This window comes from Mesorhizobium sp. 113-3-3 (assembly GCF_016756495.1).
In the GTDB taxonomy this organism is placed as follows: Bacteria; Pseudomonadota; Alphaproteobacteria; order Rhizobiales; family Rhizobiaceae; genus Mesorhizobium.
This window is the reverse complement of record NZ_AP023243.1, coordinates 4,098,059-4,117,067: the sequence shown is the minus strand read 5'-3', so window position 1 is coordinate 4,117,067 and position 19,009 is coordinate 4,098,059. Positions and strand designations below refer to the sequence as shown.

Here is a 19,009-nt window from a genome sequence, read left to right as displayed (position 1 = left end):
CTATTCCGAGATCAGGGTCCGCGTCAGCGCATGCACCGGATCGGCGAGGCCATCGACAATGTCGTAGTGATGCCGGTCGGGCTCGACCACGCAGCTGGTGGTAGCGCCGAGGCCGGTCCAGATATTGGCCAGCAGAGCATTCTGGCGCAGGAACTCGGAACGCTCGCCGCCGCCGGCCCAGCAGGTGATGCGGGCGCCGTCCTGGGGCCGCAGCAGCGCCGGGCTCTCGGCCTGGGCTTCAGCCTCGTCGATTGCCAGCGCCGCATTCATGCCGGTGCGCATCAGCGGGCGCAGGTCATGCAGGCCTGAAATCGAGACGACGTGGCGTATGCGCTTGGCCACATTGGCGGCTAACGGCGTCGTTGTGGTCACCATGCGGCTGGCGAGATGGCCGCCGGCCGAATGTCCGGTCAACATCAGCGGTCCGTCGACCATGGCCGCCACTTTTTCGATCGCCGCGCCGATTTCGCGGACGATACCCGCGATGCGTATGTCCGGGCACTGCGTGTAGGATGGCATCGCCACTGCGAAACCGCTGCTGACCGCGCCATTTGCAAGATGGGACCAATCGCTCTTGTCGGACTCCATCCAGTAACCGCCATGGATGAACACGACGAGGCCCTTTGGCGAATCTTTGGGAAGGAAAAGATCGAAGCGATTGCGCGGTCGCTCGCCATAGGCGACATCGATGCGTGCTCGCCCCTCAGCCGACAGCGCGTCGCGAAACGCCTGTGCCGGTTCTGCCCAGGCGGCCGGCCAACGATCGCTGCCGGCGATGTTGGCGCCGTTGGCGTAGGCGTTGTTCCAATCGGCTATGCGATGTCTAGGCACTGGCACCCTCCCCAAAAGCGCATCCGTTTGGCGCTAGCAATGGCTGTCACCATGCCATGCGTCAATGCGTCAGGGCAAAAACATTTTAGGCTTGAAACAAATTTCGACTGGTGCGATCCTCCCCGAAGAACAGCCGACAATGGGAGGTCTGCTGTGCCGTCCAAACCTGCGGATGCCCGCCCTGCGGTGCGTCGCCGAACAGGTGTAACTGGCTGCACGAAGCCTCTCGCGAAAAGACGGGAACTTCATATCCACCACCTGGGACGCGTGCTTCGAGCATCGGCCAGGCAGCAAATGGGATGGCGGCGACATGCTTGGGCCTTCAGCGCATATCGACACGTTCACGCGCGATCACCTGCCGCCGCCGGATCAATGGCCGGATTTCCTGCTCGACGGCTTCGACTACCCCGAACGTCTCAACGCCGGCGTCGAATTGACCGACAGGCTGGTCGAGAAGGGTCTTGGCGATCACACCGCCCTCATCGGCAATGGCCGCCGCCGCACCTATAAGGAACTGTCCGACTGGACGAACAGGCTGGCGCACGCGCTGGTCGAGAATTACGGCGTCAAGCCGGGCAACCGTGTGCTGATCCGCTCCGCCAACAACCCGGCAATGGTCGCCTGCTGGCTGGCCGCCACCAAGGTCGGCGCGGTCGTCGTCAACACCATGCCGATGCTGCGCGCCGGCGAACTCACCAAGATCGTCGACAAGGCGGAAATCACCATCGCGCTCTGCGACACCAGGCTGATGGACGAGATGACCGCCTGCGCCAAGGACAGCGCTTTCCTGAAACAGGTGATCGGCTTTGACGGCACCGCCAACCATGATGCCGAACTCGACCGCGCCGCGCTCGACAAGCCGGTCACCTTCACCGCCGTCAACACCGGCCGCGACGATGTCGCCCTGCTCGGCTTCACTTCCGGCACGACGGGCGTGCCGAAGGCGACCATGCATTTCCACCGCGACCTCCTGATCATCGCCGACGCCTATGCCCGCGAAATCCTCCAGGTGACGCCGGACGACATTTTCGTCGGCTCGCCGCCGCTCGCCTTCACCTTCGGCCTTGGCGGCCTCGCCATCTTCCCCTTGCGCTTCGGCGCGGCGGCAACGTTGCTGGAGCAGGCAACGCCACCCAACATGATCCACATCATCGAGACCTACAAAGCGACCATTTCTTTCACCGCGCCGACCGCTTATCGCGCCATGCTTAAGGCCATGGATGAAGGCGCCGATCTTTCATCGCTGCGCGTCGCCGTTTCGGCCGGCGAGACCTTGCCGGCTCCAGTCTTCGAAGAGTGGACGCAGAAGACCGGCAAGCCGATCCTCGACGGCATCGGCGCCACCGAAATGCTGCACATCTTCATCTCCAACCGTTTCGACGACAGGAAGCCTGCGTCGACCGGCAAGCCGGTCGGCGGCTATGAGGCGCGCATCGTCGACGACACGATGCGCGAGGTGCCGCGCGGCGAGACCGGACGGCTGGCGGTGCGCGGCCCGACCGGCTGCCGCTACATGGCCGACGACAGGCAGAAGGAGTATGTCCGCGACGGCTGGAACCTGACCGGCGACACGTTCGCCCAGGACGAGGACGGCTTCTTCCATTTCGCCGCGCGTTCCGACGATATGATCGTCAGCGCCGGCTACAACATTGCCGGGCCAGAAGTCGAGGCGGCGTTGCTGTCGCATCCCGATGTCGCCGAATGCGCCGTCATCGGCGCCGAGGATGGCGAACGCGGCCAGATCGTCGAGGCGCATGTCGTGCTGGTGCAAGGCGTGGCGCCCGACGCGCTGACCGTCAAGCGCCTGCAGGACCACGTCAAGGCGACGATCGCGCCCTACAAATATCCACGCTCGGTCAAATTCATCGCCGCTTTGCCCAAGACCCAGACCGGCAAGATCCAGCGTTTCCGGCTGCGCACGGAGAAAATCAATTGAGCGAGCCCTACGATCCGGCGTCCGAAGGCGCACAGATGTCGTTCAAGGAGCGCATGTCCTACAGCGACTATCTGCACCTGGAAAAAGTGCTCGACGCGCAGACGCCGCTGTCGTCGGCGCATGACGAGATGCTGTTCATCATCCAGCACCAGACTTCGGAACTCTGGATGAAGCTCGCTTTGCACGAGATCGGTGCCGCGATCCGCTCCATTCGCGCAGACCGGCTGGAGCCGAGCTTCAAGATGCTGTCGCGTGTCGCCCGCATTTTCGAGCAGCTCAACAATGCCTGGGACGTGCTGCGCACGATGACGCCAAGCGAATACACCGAGTTCCGCGACGCGCTCGGCCAGTCCTCCGGCTTCCAGTCCTGGCAATACCGCGCCATCGAGTTCATGGCGGGCAACCGCAATTTGGCGATGCTCGGCCCCCACAAGCACCGGCCGGACCTCAGCGGCAAGCTGGAGGCGATCCTGGCCGAGCCGTCGCTCTATGATGAAGCGTTGCTGCTTCTGGCGCGCAACGGGTTCGACATCGGCGCCGACGCCAGGCGCACGGACTGGCGCGAGACGCGCAGCGAAAACGAAGAAGTCCTGGTCGCCTGGCAGACCGTCTACCGCGATCCGCAGCGCTACTGGATGTTCTATGAACTGGCCGAGAAGCTGGTCGATTTCGAGGATTATTTCCGCCGCTGGCGCTTCAACCATGTCACCACGGTGGAGCGCATCATCGGCCTGAAGCGCGGCACCGGCGGCACGTCAGGCGCTTCCTACCTCAAGAAGATGCTCGAGGTCGTGCTGTTTCCCGAACTGTGGACGGTCCGCACCCGGCTTTGACTTCTCAGGTAACCGCCGTCTTGACCGCGAAACGCGCTTCCTGCCAGGCGCCGGTGCGCAGGATGTTCTCAAGCACCTCGACCGCCTGCCAGACGTCCTTGTAGCCGACATAGAGCGGCGTGAAGCCGAAGCGGATGGTTGACGGCGCACGGAAATCGCCGATCACGCCGCGCTCGATCAAGGCCCGCATCACCTGGTAGCCGTTGGGGTGGAGGAACGACACCTGGCTGCCACGCGCATTGCCGTCGCGCGGACCTTCGAGTTCGAGGCCGTGGGCGCCACATCTGGCTTCGACGAGCTGGATGAACAGGTCGGTGAGCGCGATGCTCTTCTTGCGCACCGCCGCCATGTCGACATCGTCCCAGATGTCCAGAGCCCCTTTCAGCGCCCGCATCGACAGCACCGGCTGCGTGCCGCACAGGAACCGGCGGATGCCGCTGCCCGCAGTGTAGCTTTGTTCGAAAGCAAAGGGCCGCGCATGGCCCCACCAGCCGCTCAGCGGCTGATGGACATCGTCGTGATGGCGCTTCGCGGCATAGATGAAGGCGGGCGCACCCGGACCGCCATTGAGATATTTGTAGGTGCAGCCGATGGCGAAATCGGCATTCGCGGCATCGAGTTCGACCGGCAATGCGCCGGCGGTGTGGCAGAGATCCCAGACGATTAGCGCGCCGACCTGATGGGCCTTGCATGTCAGCGCGGCCATGTCGCGCAATTGTCCGGTTTTGTAGTTGACGTGGTTGACCAGGATGACCGCGACGCGCTCATCGATCAGCTCTTCGATGGTTGGCGCGTCGACGCCTTCGAGCCGCAGCACCGTGCCCGGCCGCGTCGAGGCCACGCCTTCGGCCATGTAGAGATCGGTCGGGAAACTGTCGCCCTCGGCGACGATGACCGAGCGGTTCGGGCGCATGCCAAGGGCTGCATGCAGCACCTTGTAGATGTTGATCGAGGTCGTGTCGCAGACCACCGTCTGGCCGGCAGCGGCGCCGATCAGACGTCCGAGCTGGTCGCCAAGCGCGACCGGCATGTCGAACCAGCCGGCGGTGTTCCAGGCGCGGATGAGGTCCTGCGCCCACTCCTGCGTCGCCGCCTTCTGCAGTTCGCTGAAGACGGCGGGCGCCGCGGCACCCAGCGAATTGCCATCGAGGTAGATCACACCTTCCGGCAGGATGAAGCGGTCGCGCATGGCACGCAGCGGATCCGCCGCATCCATGGCTTCGACTGCGGCGAGATCGATCGTTGCACGCATGATTTGTGACATTCCCTGATTATTCACGGATGGCTTCGCGAGCCGGTGCGGGTCCCCGGCTGCGCTTGAGGCTGGGCAGAGCCAGCATGGCGAGCACGAACAGGCCCGTGGCGAGCTTCAGGTCGGGAGGCGGCATGCCGGCGGCGAGGCAGAACGACACCAGCTGGTAGTAGATGATCGCGCCGGCAAAGGGCGCCAGCAGCTGGCGCCAGACTGTCTGCTTGCCGACGACCGCCTCGCCGATCATCAGCGCGGCCAGGCCGTTGATCAGGATGCCCAGTCCCATATTGACGTCGGCAAATCCCTGCGACTGCACCATCAGCGCGCCGCTCGAGGCCGAAAACGCGCTCGCCAGTCCAACACCGCCGATGGTCGCCGCCCAGACATTGATGCCCTGCGCCTCGGCCATGTCGGGATTGGCGCCGACAGCGCGCACGGCGGTCCCCTTCTCTGTCCTGAAGAACATGTAGAGCGCCACGAAGACGATGAGCGCGAGAAGGCCGGCGACGACGATCTTGCTGGCCGGAAAACCCGGCCGCGCCAACGGCACCCAGTCGAACACGGTGGGCGAGCCGAAGACGGAGAGATTGGACTTGCCCATGATGCGCAGGTTGATGCTGTAGAGCATCGTCATCATCAGGATGCCGGCCAGCAGCGTGTGGATGCGGAAGCGCAGATGGATGAAGGCGGTGCAGCAGCCCGCCGCGAAGCCCGCCGCGAATGCGACGACGATGCAGGTCAGCGGCGATACACCGGCAGCCAGCAGCACGCCGCAGACGCAGCCGCCCAGCGGAAAGGCGCCTTCGCTGGTCAGATCGGGGAAATTCAGCATGCGGAACGGGATCATGATGCCGAGCACGACAAAGGCCAGGATCAGGCTCTGCGCCAGGGTGACCGGCATGATCGCGACGAAGCTGGTGAGAACCTCCTGAACAAAGCCCATGGTGATCAGCTCGCCAGCAACATGCGGTCGGTCTTGACCGAAAAATGCCCGATCAGGTCGATGACCGTGACCCTTGCCTTCTCCTCGCCGGTGACCTCCAGCAGGACCCGGCCCGCGTCGAGCATGATCACCCGGCTGCCATAGTCGACGGCGTGCTGCATGTTGTGGGTCACCATCAGCGTGGTCAGCTTCAGCGCGTTGACGGCACGCACCGTCGCCTGCATGACGATCTCGGCCGTGCGCGGATCGAGCGCCGCGGTATGCTCGTCGAGCAGCAGCAGGTCAGGCGATCCGCCAACCGCCATGATCAGCGACAGCGACTGCCGCTGCCCGCCCGAGAGCAGGTCGACGCGGGTGTCGAGACGATTTTCAAGGCCGAGGCCCAATATCGCCAGGCGCTCCTTGTAGGACGCGAGCCGCGTGGCGTACAGCCCTTGCCGCAGCGTGCGTTTCTGGCTGCGCAGATCGGCCAGCAGCATGTTCTCCGCCACGGTCATGCTGGCGGCGGTGCCGCGCATCGGGTCCTGGAAGACACGCGCCAGTCTTGTGGCGCGCTTGTACACCGGCATGGCTGTCACGTCGGCGCCGTTGATCAGGATCTTGCCGGAATCCAGGACGAGAGCTCCGGAAATGGCGTTGAGCATGCTGCTCTTGCCGGCGCCGTTGGAGCCGATGACGATGCCGAACTCGCCGGTGGCCAATGACAGGCTGAGGCCGTCCAGCGCGACCTTCTCGTCGGCCTGGCCCTTGTAGAATACTTTGCGCGCGGAGCGGATATCGAGCATCGTTCCTCCCTGGCTGAAGGGTGACGGCGCCAACGCCGTCACCCCTTAGCCCGATATCAGTCGACGATGCAGCCGCAATCGGCCATCGAAGCCGGTATCTCGATGCCGAACGCGGCCATCGCCTTGCGGGAAATCGTTGCCATATGATCCTTGTAGGCCGGGCGCGACGGCGCGATCGTCTTGGGATCCTTGCCCTTGAGGATCTCGGCGGCGATGTTGCCGGCGTTGATGCCGACCTGCGTGTAGTTGACCGCGAAGCTTGCCGGCACGGTGCCGTTGCGGACCGCGCTGTCGTCGGAGTTGACGACCGGGATACCGGCCTGGCGGGCAGCCGCGGAGACGGCAGCGATCGCTGGCTGGATCAGGTTCGAAGCCGGGCCGTAGATCACGTCGACCTTGCCGGCGAGCGAAGCGATGCGCTGCTGGATGTCATTGACGTTGTCGACGCCGACTTCCACGACTTCGAAGCCGGCGGCGGGCGCCGCTGCCTTGATCTTTTCGATCAGGGCAACGTCATTGGCCTCGCCTGGATTGTAAGGCACGCCCAAGCGCTTGGCGTTCGGCAGCAGCTTCTTGGTGAAGGCCATCACCGCGGCGACATCCTGCAGATCGCTGGCGCCGGTCATGCCGTCGTCGCCGGCGTCCCATGACGGCACCAACTTGGCCGCCACCGGATCGGTGACCGCGGCGAAAACGATTGGAATGCCGGAACCAGCGAGCGCCTTCTTGGCGATCTGCGAGACGGGCGTAGTGATGGTGTAGATCAGCTTGGGCTGCTCGGCCTGCAGCTTGGCGATCATTTGCGGCACCAGCGATGCATCGAAATTGGTGTGGCTTTCGGTATATACGACGTCCTTGCCCTCGGCAAAACCGTAGTCCGTCAATGCCTTCTTGAAGCCGGCTATGGCGGCGTTGAGCTGCGGATGCTCGCCGAAATTGGCGATGCCGATGCGTATCTGATCAGCCGCGGCGCTGCCGGCGCTGACCATCAATGCGCCTGCCAGGGCCAATCCCGACAGCCAAGCGGACTTCGACTTCAACATCATTTCCTCCCAGATTTGATCAGCGCCGCTCACAGGCGGCAACTGCGGCGATCATGGTCAGTACCTCGCCATGTGTCAAACATTATATATAATTCTTGCCATGCCTCCCCATGATATATAATTTTTGCAAGCCTGGTGATGGACGGACGGCGATGCAGGATCAGAACAGTTCCACGAAGACCGAGGCGGCCTATCAGTTGCTGCGGCGCGATATCCTCACCACCCGTCTCATGCCGGGGGCGCCCCTCAAGCTGAGCGCGCTGCGCGGCACATACGGCGTCGGCTGGACGCCTCTGCGGGAAGCCCTGTCCCGCCTAGAAGCCGAGCGCCTGGTCACCGCCATCAGCAATCGCGGCTTTACCGTCGCCCCCGTGTCGCGCACCGAGCTCGAGGACCTGGCGCGCGCGCGGATGGTTGTCGAAATGCCGCTGTTCCTGGAATCGATCGCGAATGGCGGCAGGGAATGGGAGGACGCGGTCGTCACCGCCCACTACCGGCTCTCCCGTTGCAAGACCGCGGTCGACGACCCTTCCGATGCGGCCGTCGACAAATGGGACGAGAGCCACGAGGCCTTCCACGCGGCGCTGCTCAGCGCGGCGACATCCAACTGGCTTTTGCGCTTCCGCTCGACGATCGCCGATCAGTTGCGGCGGCATCATCGGTTTCTCGGCCTGGCGCCGACATTGCGGGCGGCGGCCGGCCTCAAGGATGGCTATGGCGAGGCAATGGACGCCTTGCGCGAGGCGATCGCGATCGAGCATCACACCGCGATCATGGAAGCGGCGCTCGATCGCGACGTCGAGCGGGCAAAGGCGCTGATGACGGCGCATATCGGCTACACGCTTCATGTCTATGTCCACAGCGAAGACAACGGCGCCAACACCTACGCCGCACGCGCTGGCAGTCTGAAAGCGGTTTCCGGATGACGCTGCCGCGGCGTCCGACACTTGACGAGATCGTCGCGGCCCGTGACCGGCTGCGCGCCTGGCTGCCGCGCACGCCGCTGCTGCGCACTGATCTCGGCCGGCCCGATCAGCTTATATTTCTCAAGCTCGAGACATTGTCGCCCATCGGCGCCTTCAAGATCAGGCCGGCGCTCAACGCCTTGCTTTGCCGCGACGCCGATGAACTCAGGCACGGCGTGTCGACCATCAGTTCCGGCAACATGGCCTATGGAATGGCCTGGGCGGCAAGAGCGCTTGGCGTTCCGATGGCCGCCTACATGTATGCCGACGCACCCCGGACCAAGATCGACGGGGTCCGCCGCCTTGGTGGCGACGTGCGTTTCGTCTCGCACGAGACATGGTGGCGCTACATAGTCGGAACCGAACGGCCCGATGGCGCCGAGCTTCTCGTGAACCCGGTCACCGATCAGGCGGTGCTTGCCGGCAACGGAACCATTGGCCTGGAGATTGTCGAAGATCTGCCCGATGTCGATTGCGTCCTGACACCCTATGGCGGGGGAAGCATGACGTCAGGCGTCGCCAGTGCGGTCAAGGCGATGCGAGGCCAGGCCAAGGTGTTTGCGGTCGAGGACGAAAACGCGGCTCCGGTCACGGCGGCGTTGGCGGCCGGACGCATTGTCGAGATTAAGACGCGTCCCTCCTTCATCAAGAGCATCGGCGGCCCATCGTTGGTGCCCGGCCTTTGGCCATTGGCAAATCAGCTGATCGACGGCGCCATTGCCGTCAGTCTCGAGCAGGTCACGGAAGCGATGCGCCTGTTGTTCTCGAAGGCAAAGATCGTGGCCGAAGGTGCCGGTGCCGCCTCGCTCGCCGCCGCTCTGCGCAGCGAGCACGCAACGGGCAATGTTGTCTGCGTTATCTCCGGCGGCAATATCGATGCCGGCGCCTATGCGCAGGTATTGGCCGGCGCGGTGCCGGAAGCCTGAATGCGTTCTATTCCCGGATAGCCAGCGATGGTTGGCGTTTTGGTTTCGTTTCGTTCCGCTGGAAATGGATCGATACACCGTTCAAATTCGCCCCGCGGACGCCTCTCAAACGCCTGATGCCAAAGCGCACCCTGGGGTAGGCCACAGGCCATTAACCAAAATAATTTCAATGCATGTGCCGATGGCGCCGTGGTCGCTTGCCCCCTGCTGCCGGGGGCCAGATAATTTCTGAGGCCTTAACAAATTCATTAAACTTTAAACAGTTGCGGAACACAACTGGAACAGATAGTGTTTGTTCTGGGTTTGTTTTTCGATTCTGGTTCACACCCTTCGTTCAATGCCTTGGGGGCCGCCATGCTGACACGCAAGCAACATGAACTGCTGATGTTCATTCATGAACGGCTCAAGGAAAGTGGCATTCCGCCTTCCTTCGACGAGATGAAGGAAGCGCTCGATCTCGCCTCCAAGTCAGGCATCCATCGCCTGATCACGGCACTGGAGGAACGCGGCTTCATTCGCCGGCTGCCCAACCGGGCGCGGGCGCTGGAGGTGCTGCGGCTGCCGGATTCGATCGCGCCGGGTCTCAACGCGGCAAAGAAATTCTCGCCGAGCGTCATCCAGGGTAGTCTCGGTCAGGGCGGCCTCGGCCGCCAGATCAAGCCGGCGCCGTCGCGCTTGCCGGCGGCCGGCAATGACGACGACGCGGTATCCGCCGTTTCGATCCCGGTGATGGGCCGCATCGCCGCCGGTGTGCCGATCGATGCCATCCAGCACCAGACGCATTCGATCTCGGTGCCGCCGGACATGATCATGGGCGGCGAGCACTATGCGCTGGAAGTCAAGGGCGACTCGATGATCGAGGCCGGCATCTTCGATGGCGACACGGTCATTATCCGCAATGCCAACACGGCAAGCCCGGGCGAGATCGTCGTGGCGCTGGTCGACGAGGAGGAAGCAACCTTGAAGCGGTTCCGCCGCAAGGGCGCCTCGATCGCCCTTGAAGCCGCCAACCCAGCCTACGAGACGCGTATCTTCGGACCGGACAGGGTCAAGGTGCAAGGCAAGCTGGTCGGGCTGATCCGGCGTTACTGAGCAGGAGCGGACGGCTTTTCGGGTTTTTGATAGGGCGGCAGCCCCCTCGCCTCGCGTGAAAATTTTCGCTGCTCGTGCCAGGGCCGGTACGGGCCGTCCACCGCGAAGCTGACAATTGGCGGACCGGTCGCCGATTGGCGGTCGAAGAAGACGGCGGCACTGCCCTTGCGGGCCAGTTGCCGTTTGGTGACGACAAGAACCAGCGGATTGTGGCAGGCATCATAGCCCGTCGCGTCATTGACGACGATCAGATCGGCAAAACCGCAGGCCTTCCAGGTGTCCTTGCGGTCTTCGACATGCGCAATGATCGCGCCGGACGGATGCCGGGCAAGACAGACACCGTCAGTGCAATAGAATGGCGCTCCCGGCGGCAGGTTGACCGCATCGGCAATGTCGAATTGCCCGTCCGCCTTGCTGAACATTTCCGGCACGACGATGGTTTCGGATGTCAGCGCGCGTTTCCAGTTGTCGACGGTGAATTCGTTCGGACGAGCCCGGCTGACAGCGAGTTCGCCGCCGCCGATTGGCAGCGCAACCAGCCGCGCATCTTCCGAGATCAGCACATCCGGCGTGCGCGTATCCGACACCGTCAGCAGGCCGGCAAGCGCGAATGGCACGGCCGCGAGCCGCAGCCAGGTCGTCGCCATTGTCGCGATGACCAGTGCGATGGTCACCAGCAGCACGGAGTGCTGGGAAATCAGCCCGACGGCATCGATCGGCGAGCGTTCCGATATCCAAGCCGATATGGCGATCATCGCCGTCAGGCCCTTGCCCATCACGTAGAGAAAGGGGCCATCGGCGCCAAAGGGCATCGCAAGAGAACTGAGAACAGCGAAAGGCATGACAATCAGCGACACGATCGGCATGACGGCCAGGTTGGCGAACAGGCTGAGCGGCGACACGCGCTGGAAATGCCAGATGGCAAACAGCGCCGTGGCGCAGCCGGCAATGATGGAGGTCATGGCCAGCCCGCCCGTCGCCAGCAGGAATTTTCGTGTGAGAAAGCCCGGAAGGGATCGCTTTGGCGGTGGCGGTCTTGTCTTTCCCGCATGGTGATCCGCCCAGCCGGCATAGGCACCAACCAGCGCCGCGGTCGCGGCGAACGACATCTGGAAGCTCGGGCCGACGACTTCGTGCGGCGACACCAGAATGACGGCGATCGCCGAGATCGCCAGATTGCGCATAGTCAGCGCCGCGCGATCGAACAGGACAGCAATGAGCATTACCGCCAGCATGATAAAGCTGCGCTCGGCGGCAACGACGACGCCGGAAATGACGAGATAGGCCGCGATCGAGAAAAGGGCCGCGGCGGCGGCGTATTTCTTCACCGGCCGACGCGCGGAAAAATCCGGAAACAGCGCGAAGGCGCCGCGCAGCAGACCCATGATGGTGCCGGCAACCAGCGCCATATGCAGTCCGGAGATCGAGATGATGTGATAGATGCCGGTGCGCCGCATCGCCTCGTTGATTTCATCGGGAATGCCCGCGCGGACACCAACGATGAGCGCCGCCGCTATCTCGCCTTCGGCACCGCCGACCGTGGCCCTGATGTGGTCGGCAATGGCTTCGCGAGCATTTTCGATCCCTGAGAAAAGCCGGGCCGAGAGCGGCATCTCGTCGTCGGCGGAAACCAGCTTTGGATTGCCGAGAAAGAAGCCGCTGCCGCCAATGCCGGCGAAATAGCTGTCGAAGGAGAAATCGTAGCTGTCCGGCCGCACCGGACCGGTCGGCGGCAGCAGTTTGGCGTAGCCCGTGACCAAGGAGCCCGCGGTCATTTCGGCCGGGATATTGCGCGCCGAAAGCCGGACCCTTGCCGGCGCGTAGCGCAGTGTCGGCCGGGCGGTCGACGTCATGTCGATGGTCAGCCGGATGCGGCCGGTCTCCATGCGGTCGATCGAGACCACGCGTCCGGTCACCTGCGTCGAGATTTCCGAACCCAGCATCTGCGTGCCCGCCCGCCATGTCTCGGCCTTGGCGGCAAGCAGGCCAAGCGCGCACAGCAATGCCGCCATGAAGCCCAGATGAGTTTTCGGCCAGGAGCGCGAAACCAGCGCACAGATCGCCATCAGCAAGACCACGGCGACAGGTCTTGCAAAATCAGGCTCCACTGCGAGCGAATAGTAGCCGATCGCGCCAGCGGCCAGACAGACCGGCACCAGCAGGAAGGCGATGCCTCGGTCCAGCTCCAGCTCCGCCGCCATCGCCACGCTATGGCGCAGGCGAGGCAAGGAAACCCGCCCGAGTTGCCGGCGCACACGCACAATCCGGCCCGAGGCAGGTGCCGGAAGTGGCGCCTGGATATCCGCCTGCGACGGCTGACTGCCCGGCGTGGGCACAAGGGGCGATGGCGGCAATGAGGCTGGCGGAGGGATCGCAAACAGGGACCGTTCGCTGACGCCAACGTTGGCGTCCTCGCCCTGTTCCGAGCCCCGGCCTCGTCCAGCCATCGGGTCTGCCCCTTGCACCCCTGACGCCCTATGCTACATGAACGCCGGGCGCGCGAAAGCCCGCGCAGCCGCACCCCGCTTCAGATGGTTTCCGAGAGTTTCATGTCCGACAAGGTCGTCACCCGTTTTGCCCCCTCGCCCACCGGCTATCTGCACATCGGCGGCGCGCGCACGGCGTTGTTCAACTGGCTCTATGCCAAACACACAGGCGGCACGATGCTGCTGCGCATCGAGGACACCGATCGCGAGCGTTCGACCGACGCCGCAACGGCCGCCATCCTGGACGGTCTCACCTGGCTCGGCCTTGGCTGGGACGGCGACGCGGTCTCGCAATTCGAGCGCGCGCCGCGCCACCGCGAGGTCGCGGAGGAACTCGTGCGTCTGGGCAAGGCCTATTACAGCTACGAGACACCAGCCGAGCTGGAGGCAATGCGCGAGGCAGCGCGGGCCAAGGGCCTGCCGCCGCGCTACAACGGCCAGTGGCGCGACCGCGCCCCCTCCGAGGCGCCTGCGGGCGTCAAGGGCGCCATCCGCATCAAGGCGCCGACCGAGGGCGAGACGATCGTCCACGACCGTGTCCAGGGCGAAGTGCGCTTCCCCAACAAGGATCTCGACGACTTCATCATCCTGCGTTCGGACGGCAACCCGACCTACATGCATGCCGTCGTCGTCGACGACCACGACATGGGTGTCACGCACATCATTCGCGGCGACGACCACCTGACCAACGCCGCCCGCCAGACCGTCATCTACAACGCCATGGGCTGGGACGTGCCGTCGATGTCGCACATCCCGCTGATCCATGGCGCCGACGGCGCCAAGCTGTCGAAGCGCCATGGCGCGCTCGGCGTCGAGGCCTATCGGGCCATGGGCTACCTGCCGCAGGCGCTGCTCAACTATCTGGCGCGCCTGGGCTGGAGCCATGGCGACGACGAGATCATGTCGATCAAGGACATGATCTCCTGGTTCGATATCGGCGACGTCAACAAGGGTGCGGCCCGCTTCGACTTCGCCAAGCTGGAAGCGATCAACGGCGCGCATATGCGACGCATGGCCGACGCGGAGCTTTTGGACATCTTCATCGCCACTCTGCCTTATCTCGAGGGTGGTCCGGAGATGGCCGCACGCCTTAACGACACGAACAAGGCGCAGTTGCTGGAGGCCCTTCCAGGCCTCAAGGAGCGCGCCAAGACGCTGGTCGAGCTTGTCGATGGCGCCGCTTTCCTGTTTGCCACGCGCCCGCTGCCGGTCGACGAGAAGGCGGCCCTTCTGCTCAATGACGATGCCCGCAAGATCCTGCGCGGCGCTCACGAAGCTTTGACCGCGCTTGCAAGTGACTGGACGGCTGCCGCTGCAGAGGCCGCGATCCGCGATTATGCGCTGGCCGGTGGCCACAAGCTTGGTGCCGTGGCCCAACCATTGCGGGCCGCGCTGACCGGCAAAAGCACCTCCCCCGGCGTGTTCGACGTGCTTGCCGTGCTTGGGCGCGAGGAAAGCCTGGCGCGCGTAGCGGATCAAATCGATTAGGAGCAAACTGGCCCAAGAAGATTGGCATTGAAAGGCGCGTTTCGCAGTGCAACATTAGGCCTTGGCCCAATCTGGCACGCACCTCCTAAAATGCGGTGGCGAATACGCGCATTGCGGTGATTTCGACGTGTCGCTCTGCAGAATTTGCCTTTGCCGGCATGAGGAAACAACAAGGAGTTTGCAATGACCGAAGCTGCGAAAAAACTGGATGTGGGCGGCGCGAACCAAGAGGCAACCGCAACGCTTCAATTCGCCGGCAAGACCCATGAATTCAAGGTGAGAAGCGGCTCCGTCGGACCCGACGTGATCGACATCGCCTCGCTCTACAGCACGACCGGCGCCTTCACCTACGATCCCGGCTTCACCTCGACCGCAAGCTGCGAATCCGAGATTACCTTCATCGACGGCGACGCCGGTATTCTTCTCCACCGCGGCTATCCGATCGACCAACTGGCCGAGCACGGCGACTTCCTCGAAGTCTGCTATCTCCTGCTCTACGGCGAGCTGCCGACCAAGGCGCAAAAGGACGATTTCGACTACCGCGTGACGCGCCACACCATGGTGCACGAGCAGATGTCGCGCTTCTTCACCGGCTTCCGCCGCGACGCGCACCCGATGGCGGTGATGTGCGGCGTGGTCGGCGCGCTGTCGGCCTTCTATCACGACTCCACCGACATCTCCGACCCGTACCAGCGCATGGTCGCCTCCATGCGGCTGATCGCCAAGATGCCGACGATCGCGGCCATGGCCTACAAGTACCACATCGGCCAGCCCTTCATTTACCCGAAGAACGATCTCGGATTCGCGGCAAACTTCCTGCATATGTGCTTCGCGGTGCCGTGCGAGGAGTACAAGATCAACCCGGTGCTGGCACGCGCCATGGAACGCATCTTCATCCTGCACGCCGACCACGAGCAGAATGCCTCGACCTCGACGGTTCGCCTCGCCGGCTCGTCGGGCGCCAACCCGTTCGCCTGCATCGCCGCCGGGATCGCCTGCCTGTGGGGTCCGGCCCATGGCGGCGCCAATGAAGCGGCGCTCAACATGCTGGGCGAGATCGGCCATGTCGATCATATCCCGGAATTCATCGCCCGCGCCAAGGACAAGAACGACCCGTTCCGGCTGATGGGCTTTGGCCACCGCGTCTACAAGAACTACGATCCGCGTGCGAAAATCATGCAGAAGACTGCGCACGAGGTTCTGGGCGAACTCGGCATCAAGGACGATCCGCTGCTCGACATCGCCATGGAACTGGAAAAGATCGCGCTGACCGATCCCTATTTCATCGAGAAGAAACTCTATCCGAATGTCGACTTCTATTCCGGCATCACGCTGAAGGCGCTGGGCTTCCCCACCACCATGTTCACCGTGCTGTTCGCGGTCGCCCGCACCGTCGGCTGGATCGCGCAGTGGAAGGAGATGATCGAGGATCCGCGCCAGAAGATCGGCCGGCCGCGCCAGCTCTACACCGGTGCGCCGGAACGCGACTACGTGCCGATCGCCAAGCGCTGATCGAAAAGGCTTGAATCGAAAAAGGCGCCTCTCAGGGCGCCTTTTTTATATGACGAAGCACAACGCCCGCCGCGATCTCGCCTGACGGCTTGTCCGTCGCCATGCGCCGCGCGATTTCGGCAAAACCGTCCTTCTGCCAGGCGCGCATGCCGCTGTCGGCGAACAATGCTTCCAGTTGGCGAGCCAGATTGTTCGCCTTGACGTACTCGTTGTAGAACTCCGGGATGAGCGCGCGATCCGCGATCAGATTGGGCAACAGCGCCGACCAGACGGAAACGAAATAGGGCGCCACGGTGCGTGCGATGGGATCGAGCCTGTAGGACGACACCATCGGCACGCCGGCCAAAGCCAGTTCCAGCGATACGGTTCCCGACGCGATCAGCGCGGCATCGGCCTTGCCGAAAGCCTGCCATTTGCGCTGCGGATCAACGATGATTTCGGGTTTCTCGTCCCAACGGTTGACCGAGGCTTTGACGAGGTCGGCGACATGCGGGACCGTCGGCAACAGCAGACGCAGACGATGTCCGCGCGCGCGCAGCATCGACACGGTCTCGCCGAACGTGTCGATCAGCCGTCGCACCTCACCGCGCCGCGAGCCGGGCAGGACCAGCAATGTCTTGATGCGGTCCTGGGCAAGATCGCGTGGCAGGGCCTGCGCCATCTGGGCGGCAAGCACGCCAGCATCATGCGTAAGGCGGTGCCCGACATAGGTGCCGGGCGGGCCGCCCAGCCGGTCAAGCTCCTTCACCTCGAACGGCAGGATGCAGAGGATATGGTCGACATAGGGCTTCATCGCCACAGCCCTGCCCGGCCGCCAGGCCCAGACGCTCGGGCAGACATAATGGATGATCGGTATCGATGGATTGGACGCCCGCACCTTCCTGGCGACGCGCAAGGAAAAGTCCGGACTGTCGATGGTGATCAGGCAGTCCGGCGTTTCCTCGGCAACGGTCTTGGCCAGTTGGCCGATCCGCCTGACAAGGCGCGGCAGATCGCGCAGGACGGCGCTGAAACCCATCAGCGCGATCTCGCCCGCGTCGAAGGGCGACTCCAGGCCCAATTCCCCGAGATGCCGGCCGCCGAGGCCGACGAGCTTTACCTCGCGGCCAGTTGCCTGGCGCAGCGAACGCACGATATCGGCACCGAGCAGATCGCCCGATTCCTCGCCGGCGACGATCGCGACCTTCAACGCCCTGTCAGCCATGCGCCGGCTCCGCTGCGGCCACACCGACGATGAACAGGCCAAGTTCATTGGCGCGCGACAGGGTTGCGGGACCTTCGAGGATCAGCGATCGCCCCGCCTCGACGGCAATGCCGGCGAGCCCCGCCGCATGGGCCGCGTCGACCGTCTGTGGCCCTATGGATGGAAGATCAGCGCGCAGTTCCTGACCAGGCTTGGCGCATTTGACCAGGACGCCGCGCGTCTTGCCTGCGATACGGCCATGGCCGCGCAGCAGCCTTGTACGGTCGAGCAATCCGGCCGTTCCCTCGATACCCTCGAGCGCAATGGCCCGGCCGCCGACCGCGATAGCCGCCTGGCCGATATCCAGCGCACCGATGGCCTTCGCCGCTGCAAAGCCTGCCTCGATGTCGCGCCAGTCCGACTTCTGCGGTACCGCTTTGGTCAAGGCCCCTTCGGCGGCGACCAGCTTCGGCACGATTTCGTGGGCGCCCATGACCTTTATCCCTCGGGCTTCGAGACCCCGCGCCACCACCTTCAACAGGCCGTCGTCGCCGCGCGCCAGCGCCATGACGACAATCGGTATCACAGCGAGCAGGCTTAGGCTTGGGCGCAGATGCGTCAGTCTTGGCCGGCGCTTGATCTCGCCGGCAAGCACCAGATGGGTGATCCGGTGGCGTTTGAGCAGTGGAACAAGCGAGCCGATCGCCTCCAGGGCAAGCGTTTCATGCTCATAACGGCACAATTCCGACAGACGGTCGGCCTCGCCTTCCATGAGGACGATGAAGGGCGGATAACCCTGCCCGGCCGAGCCGGCCGCGACTTCGACCGGAAGACTGCCGCCGCCGGCGATGATGCCGACCCTGGCATCTGCCGGGAGATCAAGACCGGCAGAAGCGGTCTCAGTCTTCATCATCGGTATCGTCGCCATCGCCGCCCTTGAGCGACGGCACCGCATAGTGCCGCTTGCCGCGACTGCTGATGAAGTCGATGATCTTCATGGCGGTCGGCGAAGAGGCGAACTCGGCCTTGGCGAACTCGATGTTCTCGCCGACGGTGCGGGAGCGGTCGAAAATCGTCCGGTAGGCTTTGCGCAGCAGATAGATTTCAGAGCGCGGCAGACCGGCGCGCTTGAGGCCGATGATGTTCAAACCGCGCAGGCTGGCGCGGTTGCCGACGGCAATGGCATAGGGAATGACGTCGCCAACGAAAGCCGAGCACCCGCCAAGAAAGGCGTTGTCGCCGACGCGCACGAATTGATGAACGGCACTGAGGCCGCCGATATAAACGTTGTCGCCAATCTCGCAATGGCCGCCCAGCGTCGCGCCATTGGCAAAGGTGGCATTCTTGCCGACAACGCAATCATGGGCGATGTGGGCGTAGGCAAGGAAATTGCCATTGTCGCCCACTGTCGTTTCGCCGCGGCTGGTGTCGGTGCCGACATGCATGGTCACGCCTTCACGGATGGTGCAGTTGGCGCCGATGACCAGCGTCGTGCGACCGCCCTTGTGCTTGGTGTTCTGCGGCGGTGCGCCCAATGTCGCCATCGGATAGACCTTGGTCGAGGCGCCGATTGACGTCGCGCCCATGACCGAGACATGGCTGACCAGTTCGACACCATCGCCGATCACGGCATCGGCGCTGACATGGCAGAACGGCCCTATGCGCACACCCTGGCCGATTTGAGCGCCCTCTTCCACGACGGAGGAGGGATGGATTGAAGTCTCGATTTTCATA

16 protein-coding genes are annotated in these 19,009 nt (G+C 63.8%); 7 read left to right on the top strand and 9 right to left on the bottom strand.

Going from position 1 to position 19,009, the window contains the following annotated elements:
• Entirely contained in the window at window positions 1–831 is an 831-nt protein-coding gene (locus JG746_RS19990) for an alpha/beta hydrolase (protein ID WP_202354363.1), read from the bottom strand.
• A 310-nt stretch (window positions 832–1,141) separates the two neighbouring features.
• Between JG746_RS19990 and JG746_RS19985 the strand changes: the two genes are divergently transcribed.
• Window positions 1,142–2,767, top strand: coding sequence for an AMP-binding protein (locus tag JG746_RS19985; RefSeq protein ID WP_202354362.1), 1,626 nt, complete (start codon window positions 1,142–1,144; stop codon window positions 2,765–2,767).
• Window positions 2,764–3,600, top strand: a complete 837-nt coding sequence (gene kynA, locus JG746_RS19980) for a tryptophan 2,3-dioxygenase (protein WP_244730338.1) — start codon at window positions 2,764–2,766, stop codon at window positions 3,598–3,600. Before JG746_RS19985 ends, kynA begins: the two co-directional genes overlap by 4 nt.
• Window positions 3,601–3,604: 4 nt before the next feature.
• On the opposite strand, the gene kynU is transcribed toward kynA, so the two are convergent.
• From kynU to JG746_RS19960, 4 genes are read right to left on the bottom strand one after another with little or no spacing between them, the layout of a single operon-like run.
• Window positions 3,605–4,852 (bottom strand): kynureninase, encoded by a 1,248-nt coding sequence (gene kynU, locus JG746_RS19975; RefSeq protein ID WP_202354361.1) that lies wholly within the window; start codon window positions 4,850–4,852, stop codon window positions 3,605–3,607.
• Between the two features lie 19 nt (window positions 4,853–4,871).
• On the bottom strand, window positions 4,872–5,795 hold the full coding sequence (locus JG746_RS19970; protein WP_202354360.1) for an ABC transporter permease: 924 nt from the start codon (window positions 5,793–5,795) through the stop codon (window positions 4,872–4,874).
• 5 nt (window positions 5,796–5,800) lie between these two features.
• The gene (locus JG746_RS19965) at window positions 5,801–6,580 is read right to left on the bottom strand and encodes an ABC transporter ATP-binding protein (RefSeq protein ID WP_202354359.1); all 780 of its coding nucleotides are present in this window, start codon (window positions 6,578–6,580) and stop codon (window positions 5,801–5,803) included.
• A 56-nt stretch (window positions 6,581–6,636) separates the two neighbouring features.
• On the bottom strand, window positions 6,637–7,623 hold the full coding sequence (locus JG746_RS19960) for an ABC transporter substrate-binding protein (protein ID WP_202354358.1): 987 nt from the start codon (window positions 7,621–7,623) through the stop codon (window positions 6,637–6,639).
• A 152-nt stretch (window positions 7,624–7,775) separates the two neighbouring features.
• Here JG746_RS19960 and JG746_RS19955 point away from each other — a divergent pair, with 152 nt between their 5' ends.
• From JG746_RS19955 to lexA, 3 genes are all read left to right on the top strand, one after another.
• Window positions 7,776–8,549 carry a GntR family transcriptional regulator gene (locus JG746_RS19955; RefSeq protein ID WP_202354357.1) on the top strand — a complete coding sequence of 258 codons (774 nt, stop codon included), beginning with the start codon at window positions 7,776–7,778 and terminating at the stop codon, window positions 8,547–8,549.
• On the top strand, window positions 8,546–9,514 hold the full coding sequence (locus tag JG746_RS19950; RefSeq protein ID WP_202354356.1) for a pyridoxal-phosphate dependent enzyme: 969 nt from the start codon (window positions 8,546–8,548) through the stop codon (window positions 9,512–9,514). The genes JG746_RS19955 and JG746_RS19950 overlap by 4 nt, the downstream gene beginning before the upstream one ends.
• Window positions 9,515–9,868: 354 nt before the next feature.
• A complete protein-coding gene (gene lexA / locus JG746_RS19945; protein ID WP_202354355.1) occupies window positions 9,869–10,606 on the top strand; it encodes a transcriptional repressor LexA in 738 nt (245 codons plus the stop codon).
• Here the strand turns inward: lexA and JG746_RS19940 are convergent.
• Window positions 10,600–13,053: a ComEC/Rec2 family competence protein gene (locus JG746_RS19940; RefSeq protein WP_202354354.1), complete on the bottom strand. Its 2,454-nt coding sequence runs from the start codon at window positions 13,051–13,053 to the stop codon at window positions 10,600–10,602. The two genes, lexA and JG746_RS19940, sit on opposite strands and share 7 nt — an antisense overlap.
• A gap of 102 nt (window positions 13,054–13,155) precedes the next feature.
• Here JG746_RS19940 and gltX point away from each other — a divergent pair, with 102 nt between their 5' ends.
• Entirely contained in the window at window positions 13,156–14,580 is a 1,425-nt protein-coding gene (gene gltX, locus JG746_RS19935; protein ID WP_202354353.1) for a glutamate--tRNA ligase, read from the top strand.
• Between the two features lie 183 nt (window positions 14,581–14,763).
• Window positions 14,764–16,092 (top strand): citrate synthase, encoded by a 1,329-nt coding sequence (gene gltA, locus JG746_RS19930; RefSeq protein WP_019858188.1) that lies wholly within the window; start codon window positions 14,764–14,766, stop codon window positions 16,090–16,092.
• Between the two features lie 31 nt (window positions 16,093–16,123).
• On the opposite strand, the gene lpxB is transcribed toward gltA, so the two are convergent.
• From lpxB to lpxA, 3 genes are read right to left on the bottom strand one after another with little or no spacing between them, the layout of a single operon-like run.
• On the bottom strand, window positions 16,124–17,296 hold the full coding sequence (gene lpxB, locus JG746_RS19925) for a lipid-A-disaccharide synthase (RefSeq protein ID WP_202354352.1): 1,173 nt from the start codon (window positions 17,294–17,296) through the stop codon (window positions 16,124–16,126).
• Window positions 17,289–18,203 carry an LpxI family protein gene (locus JG746_RS19920; RefSeq protein WP_202354351.1) on the bottom strand — a complete coding sequence of 305 codons (915 nt, stop codon included), beginning with the start codon at window positions 18,201–18,203 and terminating at the stop codon, window positions 17,289–17,291. Before JG746_RS19920 ends, lpxB begins: the two co-directional genes overlap by 8 nt.
• Window positions 18,175–19,008, bottom strand: coding sequence for an acyl-ACP--UDP-N-acetylglucosamine O-acyltransferase (lpxA, locus tag JG746_RS19915; RefSeq protein WP_202354350.1), 834 nt, complete (start codon window positions 19,006–19,008; stop codon window positions 18,175–18,177). The genes JG746_RS19920 and lpxA overlap by 29 nt, the downstream gene beginning before the upstream one ends.
• Window position 19,009: the final 1 nt, after the last annotated feature.

Coding starts and splice junctions, on each gene's coding strand:
- lpxB (WP_202354352.1), bottom strand. CDS start 17,296: ATGGCTGACAGGGCGTTGAAGGTCGCGATCGTCGCCGGCGAGGAATCG.
- lpxA (WP_202354350.1), bottom strand. CDS start 19,008: ATGAAAATCGAGACTTCAATCCATCCCTCCTCCGTCGTGGAAGAGGGC.
- JG746_RS19965 (WP_202354359.1), bottom strand. CDS start 6,580: ATGCTCGATATCCGCTCCGCGCGCAAAGTATTCTACAAGGGCCAGGCC.
- kynU (WP_202354361.1), bottom strand. CDS start 4,852: ATGCGTGCAACGATCGATCTCGCCGCAGTCGAAGCCATGGATGCGGCG.
- gltX (WP_202354353.1), top strand. CDS start 13,156: ATGTCCGACAAGGTCGTCACCCGTTTTGCCCCCTCGCCCACCGGCTAT.
- JG746_RS19970 (WP_202354360.1), bottom strand. CDS start 5,795: ATGGGCTTTGTTCAGGAGGTTCTCACCAGCTTCGTCGCGATCATGCCG.
- JG746_RS19955 (WP_202354357.1), top strand. CDS start 7,776: ATGCAGGATCAGAACAGTTCCACGAAGACCGAGGCGGCCTATCAGTTG.
- JG746_RS19950 (WP_202354356.1), top strand. CDS start 8,546: ATGACGCTGCCGCGGCGTCCGACACTTGACGAGATCGTCGCGGCCCGT.
- gltA (WP_019858188.1), top strand. CDS start 14,764: ATGACCGAAGCTGCGAAAAAACTGGATGTGGGCGGCGCGAACCAAGAG.
- lexA (WP_202354355.1), top strand. CDS start 9,869: ATGCTGACACGCAAGCAACATGAACTGCTGATGTTCATTCATGAACGG.
- JG746_RS19920 (WP_202354351.1), bottom strand. CDS start 18,203: ATGGCGACGATACCGATGATGAAGACTGAGACCGCTTCTGCCGGTCTT.
- JG746_RS19940 (WP_202354354.1), bottom strand. CDS start 13,053: ATGGCTGGACGAGGCCGGGGCTCGGAACAGGGCGAGGACGCCAACGTT.
- JG746_RS19960 (WP_202354358.1), bottom strand. CDS start 7,623: ATGTTGAAGTCGAAGTCCGCTTGGCTGTCGGGATTGGCCCTGGCAGGC.
- JG746_RS19985 (WP_202354362.1), top strand. CDS start 1,142: ATGCTTGGGCCTTCAGCGCATATCGACACGTTCACGCGCGATCACCTG.